Here is a 22,692-nt window from a genome sequence, read left to right on the forward strand (position 1 = left end):
GTGCGTCGCGATCTGTTTCACGATGTGCGTCGCGACGGGCGCGACGGCGCGGCCTGCGGGCAGCACGGCCATCGAACCTGCATCGGCACCGGTTCTTGTGCTCGGCGGTGGCCTGTCGCCCGTGCAGGTCACGCGGGTCGATGCGCTGGTCAGCGCCTCGCGCACCCCACCCGGCGGCGATGCGTCCTGGGCCGCTGCCAGCCTGCCCGATGCGTGGGCGCAGACGCGCCCGGCTTCAGCGGGCACCGTCTGGTATCGCTTCAACGTGCGTTTCGCGGGCTCGCCGGACGGGCCATGGGCCTTGATGCTGCCAGGCGTCAGCATGAACGCCGACATCTGGGTCAACGGGGTCCTGACGGGGCGGTCCGGACGCATGGACGCAGGCCTCACGCGGCACTGGAACACGCCCTTGCTGTTTCCGATCCCCGACCGTGCCTGGGCCGCGGGCGACAACGTGGTTCACGTCCGCGTGCGGGCGGCCGCCGAGCACCGCGCCGGCCTGGCGCCGATGCTGATCGGGAGCGTCGACGCCATGGCGCAGCGACATGCCGAACAGGTGTTCTGGCAGAACAGGCTGGTCAGTGCCGCCAATGCGTTCGTGGTGGCCCTGGGCTTGTTCATCCTGTTCGTCTGGCTGCGCAAGCGCGAATTGACCGACTACGGCTACTTCGCGGTCGGCACCATTCTCTGGGGCTTCAGCAATGTCGACATGACGATGCAGGACCCGCCGATGCCCGACGCGGCCTGGCAGTGGTTGATCGTCGTGACGAGGATGTGGTCGGTGGTGCTGATCAACCTGTTCTGCCTGCGCTTTGCCGGGCGGCGCATCCCGAGGCTCGAAGCAGCCGCATTGGCGTTCTCGCTGATCGCCGCGCTCGTCGTGGCCGTCGCGCCTGCCCATGGCCAGGGCGTCAACCCCCTCCATGCGCTGTTGATGGCGCCCGTGCTCGGCACCGGCGGCTGGGTGCTGGTGGTGATGCTGCGCAGTCTGGTGACGGACCCGAAGCGCGACGATCTCCTGCTCGTGCTGGTGGTGATGGCCACCTGGCTGGCCGGACTGCACGACATGATGGTCGCCGCAGGGCTGCTGCCGTTCGGGCACATCCATGCGCTGCCTTACGTCGCGCCCGTGCTGGTGTCGGCACTGGGCTGGATGATCGCCGGCGAATACAGCCGTGCACACCGCGCGGTCGACGCGCTGAACGGCGACCTGACCGCACTCGTGCACGCACACGAGGCCCAGCTGCATGAATCGCTGGACCGACTGGCGCGCAGCGACCGCACGCTGGCCGTGGCCGCCGAACGTGCGCGCATCCTGCGCGACATGCACGACGGCGTGGGCTCGCTGCTGACGAGTGCCGTGCGCCAGCTCGAAGGCGGGCGCATCTCCACCAGCCGCGTCCTGGAGTCGCTGCGCGAGTCGATGAGCCAGCTGAAGTTGTCCATCGACGCCATCAACCTGCCGGTGGGCGATGTCAATGCCTTGCTGGCCAGCCTGCGCTACCGGCTCCAGGCGCGCATCGAGGCCTCCGGCGTCGAGCTGCACTGGGATGTGGGGCCACTGCCGCTGTGGCCGACGGGAACCCATGACGCGATGCGCCACCTGCAGTTCCTGTTGCTCGAAGCACTGTCCAACGTGATGCAGCATTCCCAGGCCACCGCAGTGACCCTGGCCGCGCGAGGCGTGGCCGCGGGCATCGAGGTGAGCCTCAGCGACAACGGCCTCGGCACGTCCGGCGACGAAGGCAACGGCCTGCGCTCGATGCGCGAGCGTGCCGCGGCGCTGTCGGCCCGGCTGAGCGTCGTGGCGCGCGATCGCGGTACGCGCGTCGAGATCCTGTTGCCGGTGCCACCGCAGGCGCAGGCGGTTTCGACGCCCTGGCCCCCCTGAGGCGCGCGGCCCGGGCATCGCTTCCCATGTTCATGGGAAGCGCGTGCCGCAACGACTCCCTAGCATCAGGCCGCGCTACGCCGCCTCGGCCATCCGCAGTCGAGGGAGGCGTCCACGGACCCACCATGCGCGACGATGTTGCGCGAAGGAAGCCTGACGATGTCGCAGCAATGCCAGTACGTCTTCCCGCCGTTCCGACTGGATCCGCTCGACGCGACGCTGTGGCGCGATGACGAACGCGTTCCGTTGACGGCGAAGAACTTCGCGTTGCTGTCGTACCTGGTGACGCACGCGGGACGGTTGGTCACGCACGATGAGATTCTCGACGCTGTCTGGGCCCATCGCTGCGTCAGCCCGTCCGTGCTGAAGGGCGCCGTCGCGAGACTGCGCGCGGCCCTGGCAGACGATGCGAAGCAGTGCCGCTTCATCCAGACCGTCAACCAGCGCGGGTATCGCTTCGTGGCGAACGTGGACGTCTGCCCGCGTGGCGAGTCTCGGCCGCAGCCCGGGACCGATGACGCCGGCGCCGCCGCAGGTCCATCGAATCGGTTTCGGCACGAGGCGCCGGGCCGGGAGCTCGAACGTGTTCTGCAGGCAGCCCCGCACGCGGGTCCGCGCATCGTGGTCCTGACGGGCGAAGCCGGCTCCGGCAGGTCGGCCCTGGTCGAGATGCTGCTGCGCGATCCGATCGGCATCCCTGCGCCCTGGGCTGCGCTCGGCCTCGGCGACTGGTGCTCGCTCATCGAAGCGCTCTGTCGCGAGCAGCGGCTGATGATCGTGATCGATCCGGCTCACTGGAACGGCGCCGGCGGAAGTTCGATCGGCGCGACGCGGTGCCCGCCACAAGGGTCGGGACTCGGACGGCACGTCGAATGAACCCAGATGTGACGTCGACGAGACCACGCGGCGCGGCTCGCGGCCTATCGTTCCTGCACGCCCAGCGCCAGCGCGCCGGGTCCCAACCGCGAGGAGTCACCATGTCGAACAAGAGCTACGCGCTGCAAGACGTGCAGGACTGCGTCATCCAGGCCCTGGCGAAGCAGGCAGGCTGCGAGGCGCGGGCCATCGGCCCGCAGCATTCGTTGAAGCACCTGGGCCTCTCGTCCATCGAGGCCACGGCGTTTGTCGGCCACATCGAGGAATCCCTCGACCTGATGCTGGACCTGACGATCCTGTATGACCATGCCACGGTCGAAAGCCTCACCCGATACCTGTTCGATCGGCTGGTGGCCAAGACCGCCGCCACCGCCGTGGCCGTGCCGGCCGGCCTGGACTGATGCGGCGTCCACGCCATCCCCTTCACGACCCGGGAGCCACCGATGCCGATCGTTGAACCGAATCGCGATCTCTACGTCGTCCTGCGGCCACAGGCCCACCGGAAGGAGCGGCTGGCGATCGCGGCAGCCGTGCTGGTGTCGACGGTCATGGGCCTGGCCGCGATTCCGTGCGCCTTCGTGTGGGGGGTGTCCGGCCTGGATGCGGGACTCTTCGTCCTCTTCTACCTCGCCAGTGGATTGGGCATCACCGTCGGCTATCACCGCCTCTTCGCGCACCGCAGCTTCCGAGTGGGCCCGTTCTGGCGCGCGCTGCTGGCGGTGTTGGGCTACACGGCGGGGCAGGGGCCGGTGGTGTACTGGGTGGCCCACCATCGCCTGCACCACGCCCGCACGGACACCGACTCCGATCCCCACAGCCCCATCGACCAGACCGGCGGCGTCAGCGCGCGATCGTTCCTGCACGCCCATGTCGGCTGGATGTTGATGAACAGGAAGGCCAACGCCGGCGCATTGGCGCCCGACCTGCTGAGGGATGCGGCCCTGGTGCGGCTGGAGAAGCACTACCTGCGGATCCACGTGGCGTCGATCCTGTTGCCCGGCGTCATCGCGGCACTGGTGACCGGGTCGCCGGCGGCCGCCGCGAGTGCCGTGCTGTACGCCGGGTTCTTTCGGCAATTTGCTGTGCTGCAAGTGGTCTACGCGATCAACTCCGTCTGCCACGCCTTCGGACGGCGCAGCCACGAAACGGATGACGCCAGCAGAAACGTCTGGTGGTTGAGCGTGTTGTCGCTGGGCGAGTCCTGGCACAACAGCCACCACGCGAACGCCGGGGCGGCCAATTTCGGCCGGCACTGGTACGAGATCGACATCGGCTATGCCGCCATCCGGTTGCTCGCCGCACTGGGCGTGGCGACGGAAGTCGTCCGCGTCAAATGAACATCGGCGGACATCGATTCGTGGAGCCCAAGATGCCCATGCGCCATGCATTTGCCGAATCCCTGACCCAACTGCTGGCCGCACGAGCATTCCAGTGCGGTGGTCGCGTGGCCTATCGCTTCCTGGCGCGCGATGCCGACGGCGATCCGTCGATCACCTACGGCGAACTGCATGAACGTGCGCAGCGGGTTGCGGCTTCGCTGCAGGCCGCCGGCCTGCGCGGCGAACGCGTCCTGCTGTACGTCGGCACCAGCGTGGACTTCCTCGTCTCGTTCTTCGGGATCCTGCTGGCCGGCGCCGTCGCGGTCCCGTTGAGTCCGCCCCACTTGTCGCGCGCGCTCGCGCGCTCCGAATCCATCGTGCGCAACGCCGGGGCCAGGATGGCCATCGTGCCCGGCACGATGCTGAAGCGATTCGTGCAACTGCAGGCGAGCAACGAAGCCTTTGCCGCGCTGCAGTTGACAACGCCGGACGAGCTCGCCGCCGGCACCTCCGGCCGCTGCATCGACGCGACGGCCTCCAGCGAATCGCTGGCCGTGCTCCAGTACACCTCCGGATCCACCGCGACGCCCAAGGGCGTCTGCATCAGCCACGGCAACTTCCTGCACAACGCGGCGATGATCAGTCGGGCGATGGGATTGAGCGAGCGCACCGTGGGTGTCAGCTGGTTGCCCCTGCACCACGACATGGGCCTGATGACGGGCGTGATCGGTCCGCTCTTCAATGGCTGCCTGATGACGCTGATGCCGGCCAGCGCATTCGTGTCCGACCCGCTGGCGTGGCTGAAGGCCCTGACGCGGCAACGGGCCACGGTCACCGGTGCGCCGAACTTCGCGTACGAGTTGTGCCTCGAGAAGGTGCTCCCCGAGCAACTCGCCGACCTCGACCTGAGCAGCCTCGAAGTGGCCTTCTGCGGTGCCGAAACCGTGTGCGCCGACACGTTGACGCGATTCGCATCGCGTTTCGAGGCCTGCGGTTTTCGCAGCCGTTCGTTCTTTCCATGCTACGGGCTCGCCGAGGCGACCTTGATGGTGTCGGGCGGGCCTGCAGGCGAGGCGGCACGCTTCGTCACCGTGGCCACGTCCGCACTCGGGCAGGGCCGCGTCGCCGCCCCCCGGGCCGACGAGCCGGCGCAGCGGCTGGTGAGTTGCGGACAGGCGCTGGCCGGCCTGGATGTGGCCATCGTGGACACGGACACCCTGCGGCCGTGCCCCGCGGACCGGGTGGGCGAAGTCTGGGTCCGTGGCAGCAGCGTCGCGCGCGGCTATTGGGGCCTGCCGTCGGAGACCGAGGCGGTCTTCAACGCCCGGATGGCCGGGGAGGGCGGCGCAGGGTTCCTGCGCACCGGCGATCTCGGCTTTGTTCGGGACGGCGAACTGACGATCGTCGGGCGCCTGAAGGAATTGATCGTCATTTGCGGCGTCAACCACCACCCGCAGGACATCGAGGCGACCGTCGAGACCTGCCATCCGGCGATCGGCCGGCATGCCGGCGTCGCGCTGCCGTTGGAAGAGAACGGGCGCGAGTCGCTGCTGATCGTGCAGGAGATCAAGCGGACATGGCGCAGCGATCCCCAGCCCGTCCTCGACGCCATCATGGCCGAGGTCGCGCAGCGGCACGGCATACGTCCCGCCGTCGTGGTGCTGGTCAGCCACGGCAGCCTTCCCCGGACCACCAGCGGAAAGCTCCAGCGCTGCGTCGCGCGCGCAGCCCACCTCGGCGGCCGCCTCGATGTGGTGGCCCGCAGCGACGTGCCCGCGCCCGGGCCGGGCCCCTTGCATCCCCAACCGGTCGCCGCCTGAAAGGAGCTGCACGTGCTGGATCAATCCGAGAACTGCGACAACCCGGTGGCCACGATGACGCACGCTGAGCACGCTGAACACGAGCGTCGCACGACGACCCGGGGCCCGATCGACTCGCGGCATTCGAGCCTGTACGAGTTCCTCGTCGCGTCGCAACAGGATGCCTTGGCATTCACCGAGCGCTTCGACCAGTTGTCGGAGTACGTCGACGACCTGATGCGCCGCAGGCACTACCACTACCGGCGCGTGAGAACCAGCGGCTCGTCCGGGTTCGCCACGCTGCAGGACCGCGACAGCGGGCGCGTCGTCGAGGTGGTCAACCTGGCGTCGAACGACTACCTGGACCTGTCCCAGCACCCGGCGACCATCGCGGCCAGCATCGCGGCGACCCGGCGCTACGGCGCCGGAACCAGCGCGTCGCCCGCCGCCATCGGCAACACCGACCTGCACGAGAGGCTGGAGCGCGAGCTCGCCGACTTCACGAACTGCGAAGCCGCGCTGCTGTACAGCTCCGGCTTCGGCATGAACTGCGGCGTGCTGTCGGCGCTGTTGCGGCGCAACGACCTCGCCATCGTGGACAGCTGCGTGCATGGCAGCGTCATGGAAGGTTGCCGCGGCGCGCCGATGCGGATCTTCGAGCACAACGACCTCGACTCGCTCGAGCGCATCCTGGTGCGCTCGCGAGGCCAGTACGTCAATCGGCTGGTCGTCGTCGAGGGCGTGTACTCGATGGACGGCGACCTGGCGCCGCTGGCGGACATCGTCGAGCTCGCACGCCGCCACGGCGCGATGCTGATGCTCGACGAGGCGCATTCCACCGGCGTGTTCGGCGCTGAAGGGCGAGGCACCGCCGAGCACTTCGGCATCCTCGGCCAGGTCGACATCGTGGCCGGCACCTTCAGCAAGAGCCTGGGCAGCGTCGGCGGCTTCGTGGCGGGGTCGCGCCGGCTGATCCGCTACCTGCAGATGGCCAGCCGGCACTACGTGTTCTCGGCATCGGTGCTCCCGTGCGTCGCGGCTTCGGTCCTGGAGGCCCTTCGCATCCTCAAGGACGAGCCCGCGATCCGCGAGCGCCTGTGGCGCAATGTCGAGCACTTCGGGCGCGGATTGCGTGCCCACGGCTTCGACATCGGGGCCGGCGCCTCGGCCATCTTTCCGGTCATGGTCCGCGACGATCTGAAAGTCAAGGCGCTTTGCAGCTGCCTCTATGACGACGGCATCGTCGTCACACCGGTCGTGTTCCCGGGGGTGCCCGAGAAGCAGTCCCGCATCAGGCTGAGCGTGACCAGCGGACTGGAGCTGCAGCACATGGACCATGCCCTGGAGCGCCTGGCACACCACGCCAAGGCACTGCAGATCATCTGAGCACGTGCAGACACTGCACCAAGGAGACGTCGATGGGTCGAATTCGCAATTCAGACACGGTCCTGATCGTCGGGGGGTCGCAAGGCATCGGCCTGGCCATTGCGCGGCGGCTGTGCGTGTTGGACTGCCGGATCGTCATTGCCGCGCGGCACGTCGCGGCCCTGGACCAGGCGCGCGCCGAGCTGGCCGGCATCGCCGGCAGCCGCGCCACCATCGAGACGCTGGTGGTCGATGTCTGCCGCCACGACAGCGTGCTGGCCCTGCGCGATGAGCTGATCGCCCGGATCGGCACGCCCACCCATGTCATCAATTGCGCGGGGAGGGCGGTCGCCGCCTATCTCGAAGAGCAGCCGCTGGAGGACTATCGCTCGATGATGGACCTGAACTTCATGGGCACCGTCCACCTCAGCCATGCGTTCCTGCCGCTCTTCCGCGCGCGAGGAAGCGGCCATCTGATCCATGCGTCCTCGATCCTCGGTTTCGTGGGCTCGTTCGGTTGGGCCGCCTATGCCGCGACCAAGTTCGCCGTGGTCGGCTATTGCGAATCGGTCTACTCCGAGTACCGCAGGCACGGCGTCGAGGTCTGCGTGCTGTGCCCACCGGCCACCCTCACGCCGGGATTCGACACCGAGAACAAGACCAAGCCGGCCGCGGTGCGCGAGGCCGAAGCCTGGATCGAGCCGGTGACGGCAGACTACGTGGCACGCGCTCTCCTCAATGCCATCGCCCGCAAGCGCTTCATGGTGGTTCCCACGCTGAAGGGGCGCTTCCTCTACCGCGCCACGCGCTGGTTGCCCGGTCTCGTGCGTCACCTGGCGGCAGCCCGCTGATCCCGATTCCCCGGTCGCTCGCGATCGAAGGAACGGAAGGAACTGAAGGAACCCAACGACGTAACAGGCCGTAAAACACTCGCGAAGCGGCCGTTCCTGCATGTCCCCCGCAGGCGGCGCGCGGCTGATGTCGCGGGGCAGCGACGTCCCAACGCGTCCCGCGAACATGTGAGCGCAGGGTGCAAGGTGGGGACGGACATCGGCTGACTTCGGGCTTAAGCTCCCGTCATGCAGTACGCCGCGTGGTCCTTCTCCGAATCGCTTTTGATATTTCGATGGGGTCGGCGTCACCGCACGCACCGGACCTGTTGATGACGATGGGACGCCGCCTGCGCGTGCTGATGGCCGCGTGGTTGCTGGCTGACGCAGCGCATGCCGCTGGCGTCGTCGCGCTGTCGCCACCGAAGAACGTCGTGTCCATCGCGGACCTGGAAGCCGTCGTGTCCGTGAGCGAACAGCCACCACCCGACACCGCGGACTGGCGGCCGGTCCGGCTGCCTGACCGCTGGGCAGAAAACGGCCGGGCGCGCGCAGGGACCGTGTGGTACCGGCTGCGCGTTCACATCGATCCCGGGCAGCGCGACCTGTGGGCCTTCGAAGTGGCCTACGCGACGATGAACAGCGACCTGTGGGTCAACGGGATGCTGGTCGGGAGCGCCGGGCGCATGGAACCGGGCAACCTGACGCGTCACTGGAACACACCGCTTCTGTTCACGGTTCCGTCATCGGCATGGACGGCAACGGACAACCTGGTCTACCTGCGGGTGCGCTGCGGGACCAGCAGCGACGGCGGCCTGGGCCACCTGTTCGCGGGGCCGGCCGATGAGCTCTCGAAGGTCCATGAGCAACGCGTCTTCTGGCGAACCGGCCTGCTGACCGTCGCCGACGCCTACATCTTTGCGCTCGGGGTGCTGTTCGCGATCATCTGGTTGCGCCGCCGCGAAGCCCTGCAATACGGCTATTTTGCGGCGGCGACTCTGTTGTGGGCCGTCTGCACGAGCAACGACCTCCTCAGCGACCCGCCGTTGTCGCAGCATGCCTGGCAGGTGTTGATCTTCGTCTGCAACATCTGGACAGCGCTGTTGTTCGCGCTGTTCTTCCTGCGTTTCGCGGGCCGGGTATTGCCGCGCCTGGAGCGCGGCGCGATCGGCTTCGTGCTCGTTGCCAACGCGGTGCAGATCCTGGTCAACCCGGACTGGCAGCAGATCGCCTTCGCGGTGGCGATCCTCGGTGTGCTGCTGCTGTGCGGCTGGGCGACCGTCGTGCTGCTGTCCGATGCGCAGGGCCGGTCGCGGCGCGACCGGCTGTTGCTGGGCATCGCCGCTGCCATCGGGATGGTCGTCGGAGCCCACGACTGGCTGCTCACGATCTTCGTCCTGCCGTTCGACGGGACTCACCTGGTGGCCTACGCCGCTCCGCTGGTGCTGTCGATCTCGGCGTGGGTGATTGCCGGCGACTACACCCGCGCCCAGGAGGACCTGGCACGGTTGAATCGCCAGCTCGCCGATCGCGTGCGGCAGCGCGAGGTGGAACTGCGCGCGTCCTTCGCCCACCTCGCCGAGGCCGATCGCGATTTCGCGGTGGCGACCGAACGGGCGCTCGTGCTGCGCGATCTGCATGACGCCGTCGGCACCCGCCTGGCCATTGCCATGCGGCAACTCGAAGAGGAGCGCGCCGCACCGCTGACGGTCGCCCAGACGCTGCGCGAGACGCTGGACCGGCTCAAGCTGCTGATCGATGCGCTGACCATGCCGCCCGGCGACGTCAATGCGTTGCTGGCCAGCTTGCGCTATCGCCTGCAAAGGCGCATCGAAGCCGCCGGACTGGACCTGCGCTGGGAAGTCGATCGGCTGCCGCACTGGGAAGCCGGCGAGCATGGCGACACGATGCGCCGCCTGCAGCGGCTGTTGCTCGAGGCGATATCGAACACCCTGCGACACTCGCAGGCCACCGAACTGCACCTGGCGGCGAGCGCCACCGATGGCGGCATCCGCGTCGCGCTCACGAACAACGGACGTGGCCTGGACGACGTGCCGGTCGCAGGGCTGCGAACGATGCACGAGCACGCGGTCGGGCTCGGTGCCGTGCTGGAGATCGGCTCGACCGACCTCGGCGGTTCCATCCGGCTGATGCTGCCGCCGACCCGTTGAGCCGGTCATCCGGGTCGCACCCGGGTTGGCGTCACACCGGTCCCTGCTGCAACTCCCTGCGGAGCTTCGCCCGGTCGACGCCATCGGCACTTTGCACGACCAGCAGATGGAAGAACTCCGCCCGGGTGTGCGCCCGGCCGGCGGCCCTCTTGACCACCACCGCGGCAATCGGCCCCATCTGGCTCGCCAGCACGCGGCATGCGTGGGCCAGCACATCAGGGCCCAGGGGTTCGCTGCCGGTGACGTCGGTGGTGCCGAAACACGAGTCCAGGCCCGCCCACGATGTCGTGATGGTGGCGTCGGCGAACCACGGCGCGGCCAGGGCCTGCACCTCGATGCCATCGACGCAGGACGAGATCGCGGGCGCCACCTCGGAGCGTTTCGACAGTGCGTCGCGAAACTGCGCGGCGCTTGCGAACCGGGCGCCCGGGTCCTTGGCCAGGGCCGTCGAGACGATCGAGTCGTAGAAGGCATGCCGGGTCGTCGTCGCGGTCGCGCTCGGCACCGGTGGATCGTCGTCCAGCGTTGCGCGCATCACCGACCGCGAGCGCCCCTTGAACGGCACCTCGCCGGTCAGCAGCCGGTACAGCAGCACGCCGGCGGCGAAGATGTCCACGCGATGGTCGAGCCCCCCTGCGGTGTACTGCTCCGGGGCCATGTACCCCGGCGTTCCGACCCCGGGGCTTCCCTGCGTCAGTGCGACGTCTTCGACGCGCGCAATGCCGAAGTCGGCGAGCTTGACCTCGCCCCGCGGCGTGACGATCAGGTTCTCGGGCTTGATGTCCCGGTGCCAGACGCCGTGCCGGTGCACGCACTCCAGCGCGTCCAGCAACTGGTCCATGATGCGCAGCACCTCGGCCTCGGACAGCAGCGGCGTGTGCGACAGGATCCGTCCGAGGCTGCGCCCTTCGACCAGTTCCATCGCGATGAAGGCGCAGGCGTCGTCCTCGCCGTATTCGTAGATGGCCACGATGCCGGGGTGGGACAGCCGGCCGACCGCTCGCGCTTCGTTCCTGAAACGCGCCGCGACGAGGGCTGCCGTCCGGTCGTGATCGAGGAGCTTCCGCAGGATGACCTTGATGGCCACCGGCCGCTGAATCGCCGGATCGAAGGCTCGATAGACGACGCCCATCGCGCCATGTCCCAGTACGCCGGTGATGGCGTATTTGCCAACGTGCGCAGGGTGAAGGGCACGCCGGGGCGCATCAGCAAAGTCGATCATCGAGCGTCCAGCAGTGGGGGCCGTGGTCCGATGGTAGGGAGTCGCCGGCGCTCGCACCTGCCATGAATATGGGAAGCGACGCGTGGGAAAGGCTGATGAAATGGCCGCCACTGCAGCTTCACCGTTGCCGACCTGCCCGCAACGCGCACGATGGCCATCAACTACTACCCGGTCGCTGCCCCGGATCGCATGCGCTCTCACTTCGGCGTGGTGCCGCCTGGGGGTGACATGGCGGCACGAAGTCTCCCGCGCTATCTCGCGCCATTCATCTCGCGGGCGCCGGATGGGATCCGGCCCGGGCGCGACAGGCCGCGCTGCGGCTGCGAGCCTTCTTCGTGTCGTTGCAAGACGTTGACGCTCGGCCGGCGCGCCCAGGACGCGCCGGCCGACATCGCCGGTGAGCTGGCCTTGTTTCGCGGGGCGTGGCATCGCGGTCAACGCTGCATCGTCCCCACCGAGGCCATCTACGAACTCGACTACCAGACCGGCAGGCCGGTTCGGTGGCGCATCACCCGCCGCGATCGCGCGCCGATGGGGATTGCCGGCCTCTGGCGCTGGTGGACGGACAGCACGACCGGCGAGGAAGTCCCCAGTTTCACGATGCTCACCGTCAACGCGGACACGCACCCGCTCATGATGCAGTTCGGCAAGCCATGGCAGGAAAAGCGGATGGTCGTCATCCTGGACGAGGCGGACCACGACGCCTGGCTCAGCTGTCGCGCCGAGCAGATGATGAGCTTCATGCAGCCGTATCCGTCCGACCAGCTGACGGCAGAGCCCTGGCCCAAGGGCCGTTCGGGTGCCACGCCCACCTGGCCCGGCGGCATCACCGTTCTCTGGGACGCCGAGCGTCTTCCGGCAGGCGAAGAGGGGTGACTCTCCAGGCTGCTGGCGGTCATTCCTGCCGCGCGGCCTCCACGGCGTCGAAGGTGAGCCCGCTCAGCCGGCCTGCGCCGTGAAGTAGTCCGGATGCGCCAGGCGGATCGCGTCGATCTGCCCCAGCGTGCCGGAGAGGTGATCACGCAAGCTCGCCTGCGCCGCGGCAACGTCGCCGCTGGCGATGGCGTCGACGATGCGGCGGTGGTCGCGCACGATCGCGCGCTGCTTGCCGAGGGAGGGCAGGTTCAGCATGCGCAGGCGGTCGACGTGGCCGCTGTGCTTGCGCACCAGGTCGAACAGGTCCGGCACGCCGGCGGCGACATACATCAGCCGGTGGAACGCCCGGTCGGCCGCGATGAAATCGAGGTAAGCCGTGCTGCCCGTCAACGCCGTCTGCACGTCGATCTGCGCGCGCAACTGGCTGAGCAGCACGGCGTCGGCATGCCCGGTCAGGGTGAGCACCACCTCGGCCTCGATGGAACGGCGCAGGAACTGCGCCTGCGTGGCAGCCGCCGCATCGATGCGGCTCACGACCGTGGCGTGCTGCGGAAAGATGTCGACCAGGCCCTCTTCGCCGAGCTTGATCAGCGCATCGCGAACCGGCGTCTGGCTGAGGCCGAAGTGCGCCGCCAGGTCGGCCCGCGACAGCACCGTTCCCGGGGCCATCTCCAGCGACAGGATCAGGTCGCGCAGGCGCTCGAAGACCTGCGGCGCCGCATGGCGCGAGCGATCCAGGGCAGCGGAACGGCTGGGGGACGAGGCAGGCATGGCGCTCATTCTAGCGGCGGGGTCGGCGCATTGACACACTAATATATTAGTGCTTCACTTCGGGTCAGCGAGCCCCGCCCATGCAGCGCGGCCCCCATTGCCACCACCGGAGACTGCCTTGAATCGTCGAAGCCTCGTGTCGTTCCTGTTGTTGCCAGTGTCATTGCCACTGTCGTTGCCACTGTCCCTGGCCCTCGCCGGCACCGCCGCGGCCCAGACGCCGGAGTGGCCCCAGGCCAAACCCATCACCTACATCGTTCCCTTCACGGCGGGCGGGTCCACCGACGTGGTCGGGCGCGTCCTCGCCGAGAAGCTGCAGCTCGCGCTGAAGCAGACCGTGGTCGTCGACAACAAGCCCGGGCAGGGCGGTGGCATCGGTGCGAGCTTTGCCGCCAAGGCCGCACCCGACGGGTACACGCTGTTCGGCGGCACCATCAGCACGCACGCGATCAACGCCAGCCTCTACAAGAACCTGGCCTACGACCCGGTGAAGGATTTCGAGCCGGTGGCCCTGGTGGCCACGCTGCCCAACGTGCTGCTGGTCGACCCCGCGCTCGGCGTGAACTCGGTGGCGGAGCTGATCGCCCTGCTCAAGAAGGACGAGAAGCGGCGCAGCTTCGCGTCGTCCGGCGCCGGCACCTCCACCCACCTGGCGGGGGAGCTGTTCGCCGACCTGATCGGCGTGCCGCTCACGCATGTGCCGTACAAGGGGACGCCACCGGCGATGGTCGACGTGTCCGCAGGCCAGGTCACCTTCATGTTCGACCAGATGACGGCTGCGCTGCCGCTGCTGCAGTCCGGCAAGCTGAAGCTGCTGGCGGTGACGACGGGCAAGCGCATCGCGCTGTCGCCCGGCACGCCGACGATGATCGAGTCGGGCGTGCCCGGCTTCGAGATGTCGTCGTGGCAGGCGGTCTACGCCCCCAAGGGCACGCCGAAGGCCGTCGTGCACCGGCTGCATGCCGAGATTGCCAGGGCGCTGAAGATGCCCGACGTGCAGGCCAAGCTGGGCGGGCAACTGGGCATGGAGCTCGTCGGCGGCACGCCCGAGGAGCTGTCGGCGCTGATGGCCCGGGAGATCCCGCGCTGGGGGGCGCTGGTCAAGAAATCCGGTGCCACCGCCAACTGAGATTGCCACGAGACCCGCCATGACCCGAGACATCCGCATCACCGACGTCCGCATCACGCCGATCGCCTTCCGCGACGGCCCGCTGCTCAATGCCGCCGGCATCCACGAGCCATGGGCGCTGCGTGCGATCGTCGAACTCGAGACCAGCGACGGCCGCGTCGGCATTTCGGAGACCTATGGCGACGAGCCGATGCTGCGCGTGCTGGCGCAAGCGAACGAGCTGGTCCTGGGCCTGTCGCCGTTCGACCTCAATCGCATGGAAGAACGCGTGCGCGCCACCATCCGGCCCGCCCCGGGCGCCATCGAGTTCGAGCTGGCGCCCGGTTCGCACACCGCGAAGAATGCCGCCAAGGTGACCAGCACCTTCGAGGTGGCCATGCTCGACCTGCAAGGGCAGCTGCTCGGTGCGCCGATCGTCGACCTGCTGGGCGGTGCGGTGCGCGACACCGTACCGTACAGCGCCTACCTGTTCTTCAAGTACGCCGAGCACATCGGGCGGCCCTATGCGGCCGACGCCTGGGGCGAGGGCATCGGCCCGGCGCAGATCGTCGCGCAGGCGCAGCGCATGATCGACGCGTACGGCTTTCAAAGCATCAAGCTGAAGGGGGGCGTGTTCGAGCCCGCGCACGAGATCGCCTGCATGCGGGCGCTGCGCGCAGCCTTTCCGGGCCTGCCGCTGCGGCTCGATCCGAATGCGAACTGGTCGCTCGAGACCAGCATCCGGGCCGCGCCCGAACTCGACGAGCTGCTCGAGTACTACGAAGACCCGACGCCGGGCTTGAAAGGCATGGCCGAGCTTGCCCGGCACACCCGCCTGCCGCTGGCCACCAACATGGTCATCACGACGCTCGACGACTTCCGCAAGGGGGCGGAAACCGGCGCGGTCAAGGTGCTGCTGTCGGACCACCACTACTGGGGCGGGCTGCGCGTGACGCAGACGCTCGCGCGCATGTGCGCGCTGTGGGACCTGGGCATGTCGATGCATTCGAACTCGCACCTGGGCATCAGCCTGATGGCGATGACCCACGTGGCGGCCAGCATTCCGAACCTGACCTATGCCTGCGACACGCACTACCCGTGGCAGGAAGAGGAGGTGATCCGGGGCGGCCGCGTCGCCTTCGAGAACGGCGCGGTGCGCCTGCCCGGCACGCCGGGGCTCGGCGTCGAACTCGACCGCGGCAAGCTGGCCGAACTGCACGCGCAGTACCTGGCCTGCGGCGTGCGCAACCGCGACGACCTGGCCCAGATGCGCAAGTACGACGCCGGCTTCTCGGGGCGCACGCCGAGGTTCTGAGCGGCGTTGCGGGCGAGTCTCGAGTCCTGCCCGGCTCAGCGCGGGGCCGATGCGGCGGCCGGCGACGCGAGCAGGCGCCGCAGCTCGCGCAGCTTCGCCTTGACCCGGCGTTCGTTGACGGGCCCGGTGCGCAGCATCAGGCGCTGGCCGGCACTCAGCGCCTGCAACGCCGGGTCGTTGAACTCGTACAGCACCCACGGCCGCGTCGGCTGCACCGGGCTGTTGACGGTCGGCAGGTGCACGCCGATCGGCGCGGCGGGATCGGGCGTGACCAATAGCTGGTCGATCACCGCGACCAACCGGTCGTTGAAGTACCCGCCCGGGTAGCCGAGGTCTTCGTAGGCTTGCTGGAACTGCGGATAGAACGCCGCGTAGAGCGCGACGGCCTGCCGCAGGTCCACCGTCTCCAGCAGCAGCACGTACGGCGTGTAGCGCTGCCCGTTGTCGGCGCTGATGGTGTCGCCATCGCCATGGCGCTCGACCGTGAAGCGGCCTGCGGCGGGACTGAGCGGCCACAGGCGAGGGGACGCCTGCTCGCGACCCAGGCCATCCACCGTCGCCGCCACGCGATGGGGCAGGTCGTTCATCTGGAACAGCGCGAGCACCGCATCGCGGCCGAACAACGCCGTCACCGCTGAAGGGAGGTCGACCGGGGCCGCGGCGGCGTCGGCCTGCAGGTTCTCGATCGGGTGCTGGATGCCCGAGCTGGCCGCCGGCGGGGCGGCAGCCACCTGGGCGGGCGCGGGCTGCGGCGGTGCCGTGGCCGCAGGACTGACAGGGGCGGGGCGCGCCAGCCAGAACCAGGCGGCTGCGGCGGCGAGGGCGAGGGCCCCGAGGGCGAGAGCAATCTTCAAACCGGGCTTCATGCCGCCGCAGCTTACGCTCGATCTGCATCTGACTCGGACGAGGAAGACTCCTCGTGCTCCGACGGCGCCAGTCGCGGTGCTCTGCTCAGAGCGCTGCCCCGGCTTGGTGGATTGCTGCCCTGATGCGCGGGTAGGCGCCACAGCGGCAGAGGTTGCCGTTCATCGCGGAGTCGATGTCGGCGTCAGTGGGCTTTGCGGTTTTTTCGAGCAATGCAGCGGCGGCCATGATCTGGCCCGATTGGCAGTAGCCGCACTGCACCACATCGAGTTCGACCCATGCCTTTTGCACGGCAGCCAGGGCTTTGCTTTTGAGGCCATCGATGGTGTCGACACGCTTGCCGGCAACCTGGGCCAGAGGCGTGACGCAGGCACGCGTGGGTGAGCCATCCACATGCACCGTGCAGGCTCCGCACAGCGCGATGCCGCAGCCAAATTTGGTGCCGGTCAACTTGAGTTCATTGCGCAAGACCCACAGGAGAGGCATGTCGTCTTCGACATCGAGGGTGGTGGCCTTGCCATTGAGAGTGAAGGTGGTCATGGTGCTTGGAATCAGGGGTTGTGCGGTCAGATCATCTTCAGCGGCAGGTTGCGCAGGCGCTTGCCGGTCGCCGCAAAGATGGCATTGGCCAGCGCCGGTGCCACCGGGGGCAAGCCGGGTTCGCCCATGCCTTCGGGGTCTTCGTCACTGGCGACGATGTGGGTTTCGATCACCGGGCATTCGCTCAGGCGCAGCGGCGCGTAGTCGTGAAAGCTGCCTTGTTGCACGCGGCCTTGTTCGATCGTGATGTCGCCATGCAGCGCCGCCGACAGGCCATACACCACCGCGCTTTCCATTTGCTGCGCGACGATGCGCGGGTTGACGACCAGACCGCAATCGACCGCGCACACGACGCGTTCGACGCGAATGCCCTGATCGCTGCCCACGCTGGCCTCCACCACCTGCGCCACCCAGGTGCCGAAGCACCAGTGCAGTGCGATGCCTCGCCCGCGCTTGCGGCCATCGGCTGCAGGCGCGATCGGTGAACCCCAGCCCGCCTTTTCAGCGGCGAGCTGGAGGACGGCGCCTGCGCGCGCATCGCTGCCGAGCATGGCTTGGCGGAACTTGAGTGGATCGGTCGCCGCGGCGTGGGCCATTTCGTCGATGAAGCTCTCCTTGAAGAAGGCCTGATGCGAATGGCCCACCGAGCGCCAGAAACCCACCGGCACCGGAAACTCCATGAACCGATGCATCACGCGCAGGTTGGGGATGTCATAGGGCTGGTCAAACACGCCCTCGGCCACCGTCTTGTCCGGCCCCGCTGGCGGCATCTGCCCGGCGATCGGCAAGAAGGCTCCGACCCTGCCCTGAATGGCGCGCGGAGCGTACTTGCCAAACAAAGACTGGCCGGCCGAGCACGCCTCGAGGGCGATGAGCGCGCCGTTGGCATCGAGGCCCCCCCTGAAACTGGCGGCACAGGCCGGGCGGTAGAAGTCGTGCCGCGTATCTTCCTCGCGCGACCAGAGCAGTTGCACGGGCAGGCCGGAGAGTTCCTTGGCAATGAAGGCGGCCTGAGCGGCGAAGTCGACCTCCAGGCGCCGTCCGAAGCCGCCGCCGAGCAGGGTCACATGGATCGTCGTGTCTGCGGGTTCAATGCCGCACACCTTGGCCACCGCAAGCTGCACTGAATCAGGCACTTGCGTGGGAGCCCAGACCGTGGCCTTGCCGTCCTTGAACAGCACGGTGCAGTTCATGGGCTCCATCGTGGCGTGGGCCAGCCAGGGTGCGGTGTAGTGCGCTTCGTGCTTCCTGGTGGCGGTGGCCAGTGCCGAGCCGGCATCGCCTTGGCCACCAAAGTTGCTGCCCTCGAAGAGCGCGGCGGCCTGCACCATCTGCTGCAGCATCGCCGCGCTGCTGGCAGCCCCAGCCGCACCGTCGACCCACTGCGGCTTGAGTGCCTCGACGGCCAGTTTGGCGCGATACCAATTGTCGGCCACCACGGCGACGCCGCCGCTGGCGCCGTGGAGTGGCGGCACGACGATGACTCTGTTGACGCCCTTCATCGCCAGGGCGGCGGCGCTGTCCACGCCAGCCACTGTGCCGCCGAGTACGGGGCTCATCGCGATGGCCGCATGGAGCTGCCCCGGCTGCTGCACATCGATGCCGAAGCCGGCCGTGCCGGTTGCCTTGGCGCTCGAATCGAGGCGCCCCAAGGGCTTGCCGATGAGTTTGAACTGCGCCCGCGTCTTGAGCGTGGGCTGGCCCCGCGTGATCGGTGCGACGCCTTTGGCAATGAGCTCACCAAAGCGCGCCGACCGGCCGCTGGGATGCGCCACCACGCCCGCGCTGACCGTGCACTCCGCCTCAGGCACCGTCCAGTACCTGGCGGCGGCAGCCAGCAGGCTCATGCGCGCCATTGCGCCGGCTCGGCGCATCGGCTGCCAAGTGTCTTTCACGCTTGAAGAGCCGCCGGTCATCATGTTCATGAGGTTGCGGGCCATGTAGGCGTTCTGCGTCTGCACCATGGCTTTGAGCAGGCCCCGATCGCGCGGGTGATAGGGCACCGAATCGCGCACGGCGGCGACGTTGTTGTAGATCTTGTCCACACCCGACGCCTCCACGCGCACGCGCGACCAATCGGCGTCGAGCTCTTCGGCCACCAGCATGGCCAACGCGGTGTAGATGCCCTGGCCCATCTCGGATTTGGAGCAGACAACGGTCACCCAATCATCGGCGCCGATCTTCACCCAGCCGTTCAGCGCCAGTTGGCCTTCGCTCACGGGCATGGCCTGCGCCGTGAGCAGGCGTTCATCGGGCGAGTCGGTCACGCCATAGATCAATGCGCCCGCGGCGCCAAGGCCAGCCAGAAGGAAGTAGCGACGTTTCATGGGTTTGCGCTCTCGGCGCTGGCGCCGTTCAGCGCGAAATCGACGGCTGAACGGGCGTGCAGATCGGTGGTGTCAAGCAGCGGCACCCGGCTGTGCTGCGGTTTGATCAACAAGGTGATTTCGGTGCATCCGAGGATGATGGCCTCGGCGCCACGTTGCGCCAGTCGGTCGATCGTTTGCTGGTAGATCCGGCGAGACTCGTCATTGACGATGCCGACGCACAACTCGTCGTAGATGATTCGATGGACTTCCTGTCGTTCGATCGGTGGGGGGACGAGCACGTTGAGCCCGTGAAGCCTGGTCAGCCGATCCTTCATGAAGTCCTGCTCCATCGTGAAAGAGGTCCCCAGCAACCCGATCGTCTTCACACCGGCACGTGCGGCGGCACGCCCCACCGGATCTGCAATGTGGAGAAATGGAATCGTCACGGCCGCCTGAAGGTCATCGATGACCTTGTGCATGGTGTTCGTGCACAGGACGATGCAGTCGGCGCCCCCGGCCTGCAGCTTCCGCGCGGCATCCTGGAGAATCTGCGTCGTCAGATCCCAGCGGCCCTCGTGCTGCGCCCGTTCTATCGGGCCGAAGTCGACGCTCTGCATCAGCGATCGGGCCGAACGCAGCGGCCCGAGGCGCGCGCGAACCCCTTGATTGATGATGCGGTAGTACTCCGCGCTGGACTCCCAGCTCATTCCGCCAATCAGACCGATCGTCAGCATTGCTTGGGTGCTTCCGGGTTGATGTCTTGCACGCAGTGTCGAGACAACCGGGCCAGCGAGCTATCAAGAAATTTCAGAAGCAGCGAACGTGGCTTGGCGGACAATTTCCGCTGCTTGCGACAAGGAAACTGCCATGCCTTCCTCGCGTTCACTGACGGTCTTGAACGGCCGTCTCAACGTTCATCTGCTTCCCAGTGCCCCTTACAGTGCACGCGACCCCGTGCAATCGCAGGCCCTCGGGGTGGCTCTGGAGCGGCAGACGGGGGTGCACGCCATCGATTCGGACCATCGAGTCGACTTCGACACCTGGCCCGGTGTCCTGACCTACACGCCTGCGGGGTTGCCCGTGTTTTCAGAATCGCAAACGGGCGGCGAGTACCTTGTCGCCAGGTGGACGAGGCCCGTCACCACCGACGACGCCACCGTGTTGCCCAATTTCCGCAAGGAGATGCCGGGACACCGTCAGGCCTTGGTGCTGGGTCGAGCGATTCGCAAGGCCATGATGGATCCAGACATCGACACGCTTGCGCTTGAAGAACTCGCAGTCCGGTTCGTGAGCCTCTGCTCGGCGCCACGAACAGCGCCCAAGAACATCGACCGGGCGAGTTGCGCCCGAGTGCTGGATCGGATTGCCGCGGAGTTCGACCAACCATTGACACTGTCCCAACTGGCAAGCGCCGAAGGGGTGGCGGAAGTCCATTTCCTGCGCGAGTTCTGTCGAGTGGTTGGCATGACTCCCCACGCCTTCATCGTTGAAACCCGCCTGCAGGCCGCGCGCGCCCTGATCGAGCGAACGGACATGCCGTTGGCGATGATCGCGTTGGAATGCGGGTTTTCGCATCAGTCACACATGGGCTCGGCATTTCGGAATCTGCTGGGCTTGACGCCACGCCGCTACCGAAGCTCGTTTCGTGATGGTGGCCGCGCCATTCATGCTCACGAGAGGGGCAGGGGGACATGACGGCCGCGTGACTGCAGCGCGACGTTTCGGGCCGAATACGCCTACGCTCCGGTGCGACTTGTCGCGGGCTGGTCGCGCGACGGCCGCGATGTCACTACAGTGCAGGCATGTTCCGCGTCCACCCCATTGCCGCACCGCGCGGCCTGCCGTGCCCGGCGACCCCCCGTGTCGCTGGCCGGCTTCCGGCCGCACATCCCTGAGCCCGGCGATCACTTCCATCCTCTTTGCGCAAACTTCAGATCGCCGGGCCCGCAGCCCGCGCGATGGCGTGTGTCGGCGACTGCCCGGCATGCGACCGATGACTGAAGGAATGCCCGATGGAAGTCCTGGCACTTGAGCGCACGCTCACCGAACTCGACCACGTTCGACTCCTGAACCTCCTGCGCCGCGACCGGCGCGGCGAAGGCTCGTCCACAACCCGGCCGGCGATCGCGCAGGTGCTCGATGCCTGTGCCATCGTGCCGTCCCGCCAGGCCCCGCCCGACCTGGTGACGATGTACTCGCAGGTGCTGTTGAAGGACCTCGAGACCGGCCGGCTCAGCAAGCTCTCGCCGTGCTATCCGGCGGATGCGGAGCCCGCGGCCGGGTTCGTCTCGGTGCTGTCGCCGGTCGGCGCCAGCCTCCTCGGGCTGAGCGTCGGTGCCGTGGCACGCTGGTCCACGCCCGCGGGCGAGGAGGGGGCCGCCGAGCTGGTGGACATCCTGTTCCAACCCGAGGCCAGCGGCGACTACGCGTTGTGAGGGACATGCACATGAAATCGTTCAAATCCATCGTCGTGGCCACCGACTTCTCGATCGACGCCAACAACGCCGTGCGCCGTGCGGCCTTGCTGGCACACGAGCACGGCGCACGCCTGAAGCTCGTGCACGTGCTCGACCCGGCCGGCTGCAAGCTGCTGCGAGAGTGGTTTTCGCCGCGGATCGACATCGACCTGAAGGCCGCACAGGCACGCGACTCGCTGCGCCGCTTCGCGATCGAGATCGCCGGGCGGTACGACGTGAGCGCGACGGTCGAGGTGGTGGTCGGTGAGCCGCTCGAGGCCTTGATGCAGGCCTCGGTGCACGCGGACTTGCTGGTCCTCGGCCGGCGCGGGCGCAGCCGGGTCCGGGTCCTGCAGCTCGGCGGGACCGTGCATCGCATGCTCAGGATCAGCCGGCGTCCGGTGCTGGTCGTGAAGGCGCCGGTCGACGGGGCGTACCGGCGTGTGCTGGTGCCGGTCGACTTCACGGCCACGTCGGATGCCGCCGTCCAGGTGGCGACCCGGTTGGCCGTCGGCAGCGGTGTCCATGCCTTTCATGCGATCGACCCGCACCGGGATGCCATGCTGCGCAGTGCCGACGTGCCCGGCCACATCATTCGCGAGGCCCGCCTGCGGCGCGAAACCGGGACCCTGGCGCGCATGCGCCGCAGGGCCGCGGGACTCGGCCTGGACAGCACCCGGTTGGCCTTCGCGGTGGCCCACGGCCACCCGGCGTGGACCACCCTGGGGCAGGCGAGGGAACTCGGCGCCGACCTGATCGTCGCCGGCCGGCAGGGGCGATCGACCCTCGGCCAGTTCCTGCTCGGCAGCGTCAGCCGTCGACTCCTGGCCGAGTCCGGGTGCGACATGCTGATCGTTCCGCGGCCGCGCGATGAACCCGCTGCATCCATCGCGGCGCACGACACCTTCGGGCCGGTCTTCATCCCGCCTGGCTGATGGCGGCCGACTGGGCGGGCCGTCGACGATCCGAACGTAGACTGC

The 22,692-nt window shown here is 68.1% G+C and carries 20 protein-coding genes; 14 read left to right on the plus strand and 6 right to left on the minus strand.

What is annotated here, in order from left to right:
- Positions 1-22 precede the first annotated feature (22 nt).
- From ASC98_RS16085 to ASC98_RS16120, 8 genes are all read left to right on the plus strand, one after another.
- A complete protein-coding gene (locus tag ASC98_RS16085; protein WP_056809008.1) occupies positions 23-1,891 on the plus strand; it encodes a 7TM diverse intracellular signaling domain-containing protein in 1,869 nt (622 codons plus the stop codon).
- A 159-nt stretch (positions 1,892-2,050) separates the two neighbouring features.
- A complete protein-coding gene (locus ASC98_RS16090) occupies positions 2,051-2,767 on the plus strand; it encodes a winged helix-turn-helix domain-containing protein (protein ID WP_162249286.1) in 717 nt (238 codons plus the stop codon).
- A gap of 101 nt (positions 2,768-2,868) precedes the next feature.
- Complete coding sequence (locus ASC98_RS16095) at positions 2,869-3,168, plus strand: acyl carrier protein (protein WP_056809003.1); 300 nt, start codon at positions 2,869-2,871, stop codon at positions 3,166-3,168.
- A 42-nt stretch (positions 3,169-3,210) separates the two neighbouring features.
- Positions 3,211-4,104 (plus strand): acyl-CoA desaturase, encoded by an 894-nt coding sequence (locus tag ASC98_RS16100; RefSeq protein WP_056809001.1) that lies wholly within the window; start codon positions 3,211-3,213, stop codon positions 4,102-4,104.
- Positions 4,101-5,906 carry a fatty acyl-AMP ligase gene (locus tag ASC98_RS16105; RefSeq protein WP_082541959.1) on the plus strand — a complete coding sequence of 602 codons (1,806 nt, stop codon included), beginning with the start codon at positions 4,101-4,103 and terminating at the stop codon, positions 5,904-5,906. The genes ASC98_RS16100 and ASC98_RS16105 overlap by 4 nt, the downstream gene beginning before the upstream one ends.
- A 12-nt stretch (positions 5,907-5,918) precedes the next feature.
- A complete protein-coding gene (locus tag ASC98_RS16110; RefSeq protein WP_056808998.1) occupies positions 5,919-7,271 on the plus strand; it encodes an aminotransferase class I/II-fold pyridoxal phosphate-dependent enzyme in 1,353 nt (450 codons plus the stop codon).
- A gap of 32 nt (positions 7,272-7,303) precedes the next feature.
- Entirely contained in the window at positions 7,304-8,101 is a 798-nt protein-coding gene (locus tag ASC98_RS16115; protein WP_082541958.1) for an SDR family oxidoreductase, read from the plus strand.
- A 311-nt stretch (positions 8,102-8,412) separates the two neighbouring features.
- Positions 8,413-10,251 carry a sensor histidine kinase gene (locus ASC98_RS16120; protein WP_162252897.1) on the plus strand — a complete coding sequence of 613 codons (1,839 nt, stop codon included), beginning with the start codon at positions 8,413-8,415 and terminating at the stop codon, positions 10,249-10,251.
- 31 nt (positions 10,252-10,282) lie between these two features.
- Here the strand turns inward: ASC98_RS16120 and ASC98_RS16125 are convergent, their stop codons facing one another.
- Positions 10,283-11,473, minus strand: a complete 1,191-nt coding sequence (locus ASC98_RS16125) for a serine/threonine-protein kinase (RefSeq protein WP_162249285.1) — start codon at positions 11,471-11,473, stop codon at positions 10,283-10,285.
- 150 nt (positions 11,474-11,623) lie between these two features.
- Here ASC98_RS16125 and ASC98_RS16130 point away from each other — a divergent pair, with 150 nt between their 5' ends.
- A complete protein-coding gene (locus tag ASC98_RS16130) occupies positions 11,624-12,349 on the plus strand; it encodes an SOS response-associated peptidase family protein (protein WP_082541978.1) in 726 nt (241 codons plus the stop codon).
- A gap of 63 nt (positions 12,350-12,412) precedes the next feature.
- On the opposite strand, the gene ASC98_RS16135 is transcribed toward ASC98_RS16130, so the two are convergent.
- A complete protein-coding gene (locus tag ASC98_RS16135; protein WP_157597959.1) occupies positions 12,413-13,120 on the minus strand; it encodes a GntR family transcriptional regulator in 708 nt (235 codons plus the stop codon).
- A gap of 169 nt (positions 13,121-13,289) precedes the next feature.
- Between ASC98_RS16135 and ASC98_RS16140 the strand changes: the two genes are divergently transcribed.
- Together ASC98_RS16140 and ASC98_RS16145 are read left to right on the plus strand one after the other, a co-directional pair.
- Positions 13,290-14,249, plus strand: a complete 960-nt coding sequence (locus tag ASC98_RS16140) for a Bug family tripartite tricarboxylate transporter substrate binding protein (RefSeq protein ID WP_369820455.1) — start codon at positions 13,290-13,292, stop codon at positions 14,247-14,249.
- Between the two features lie 19 nt (positions 14,250-14,268).
- Positions 14,269-15,543 (plus strand): glucarate dehydratase family protein, encoded by a 1,275-nt coding sequence (locus ASC98_RS16145; RefSeq protein ID WP_056808984.1) that lies wholly within the window; start codon positions 14,269-14,271, stop codon positions 15,541-15,543.
- Positions 15,544-15,578: 35 nt separating this feature from the next.
- On the opposite strand, the gene ASC98_RS16150 is transcribed toward ASC98_RS16145, so the two are convergent.
- The 4 genes from ASC98_RS16150 to ASC98_RS16165 all read right to left on the minus strand — a co-directional run bounded on the left by ASC98_RS16150 (position 15,579) and on the right by ASC98_RS16165 (position 19,990).
- Complete coding sequence (locus ASC98_RS16150) at positions 15,579-16,397, minus strand: DUF3014 domain-containing protein (protein ID WP_235581291.1); 819 nt, start codon at positions 16,395-16,397, stop codon at positions 15,579-15,581.
- 97 nt (positions 16,398-16,494) lie between these two features.
- Positions 16,495-16,947: a (2Fe-2S)-binding protein gene (locus tag ASC98_RS16155; RefSeq protein ID WP_056808980.1), complete on the minus strand. Its 453-nt coding sequence runs from the start codon at positions 16,945-16,947 to the stop codon at positions 16,495-16,497.
- 26 nt (positions 16,948-16,973) lie between these two features.
- On the minus strand, positions 16,974-19,274 hold the full coding sequence (locus tag ASC98_RS16160; RefSeq protein WP_056808978.1) for a xanthine dehydrogenase family protein molybdopterin-binding subunit: 2,301 nt from the start codon (positions 19,272-19,274) through the stop codon (positions 16,974-16,976).
- Entirely contained in the window at positions 19,271-19,990 is a 720-nt protein-coding gene (locus ASC98_RS16165) for an aspartate/glutamate racemase family protein (protein ID WP_056808976.1), read from the minus strand. Before ASC98_RS16165 ends, ASC98_RS16160 begins: the two co-directional genes overlap by 4 nt.
- Before the next feature lie 133 nt (positions 19,991-20,123).
- Here ASC98_RS16165 and ASC98_RS16170 point away from each other — a divergent pair, with 133 nt between their 5' ends.
- From ASC98_RS16170 to ASC98_RS16180, 3 genes are all read left to right on the plus strand, one after another.
- A complete protein-coding gene (locus ASC98_RS16170; RefSeq protein WP_056808974.1) occupies positions 20,124-20,951 on the plus strand; it encodes a helix-turn-helix domain-containing protein in 828 nt (275 codons plus the stop codon).
- A gap of 317 nt (positions 20,952-21,268) precedes the next feature.
- Entirely contained in the window at positions 21,269-21,691 is a 423-nt protein-coding gene (locus tag ASC98_RS16175) for a GreA/GreB family elongation factor (protein ID WP_056808972.1), read from the plus strand.
- An 11-nt stretch (positions 21,692-21,702) separates the two neighbouring features.
- On the plus strand, positions 21,703-22,647 hold the full coding sequence (locus ASC98_RS16180; protein WP_056808970.1) for a universal stress protein: 945 nt from the start codon (positions 21,703-21,705) through the stop codon (positions 22,645-22,647).
- Positions 22,648-22,692 lie beyond the last annotated feature (45 nt).

Source organism: Rhizobacter sp. Root1238, from assembly GCF_001425825.1.
Classification (GTDB): domain Bacteria; phylum Pseudomonadota; class Gammaproteobacteria; order Burkholderiales; family Burkholderiaceae_C; genus Rhizobacter.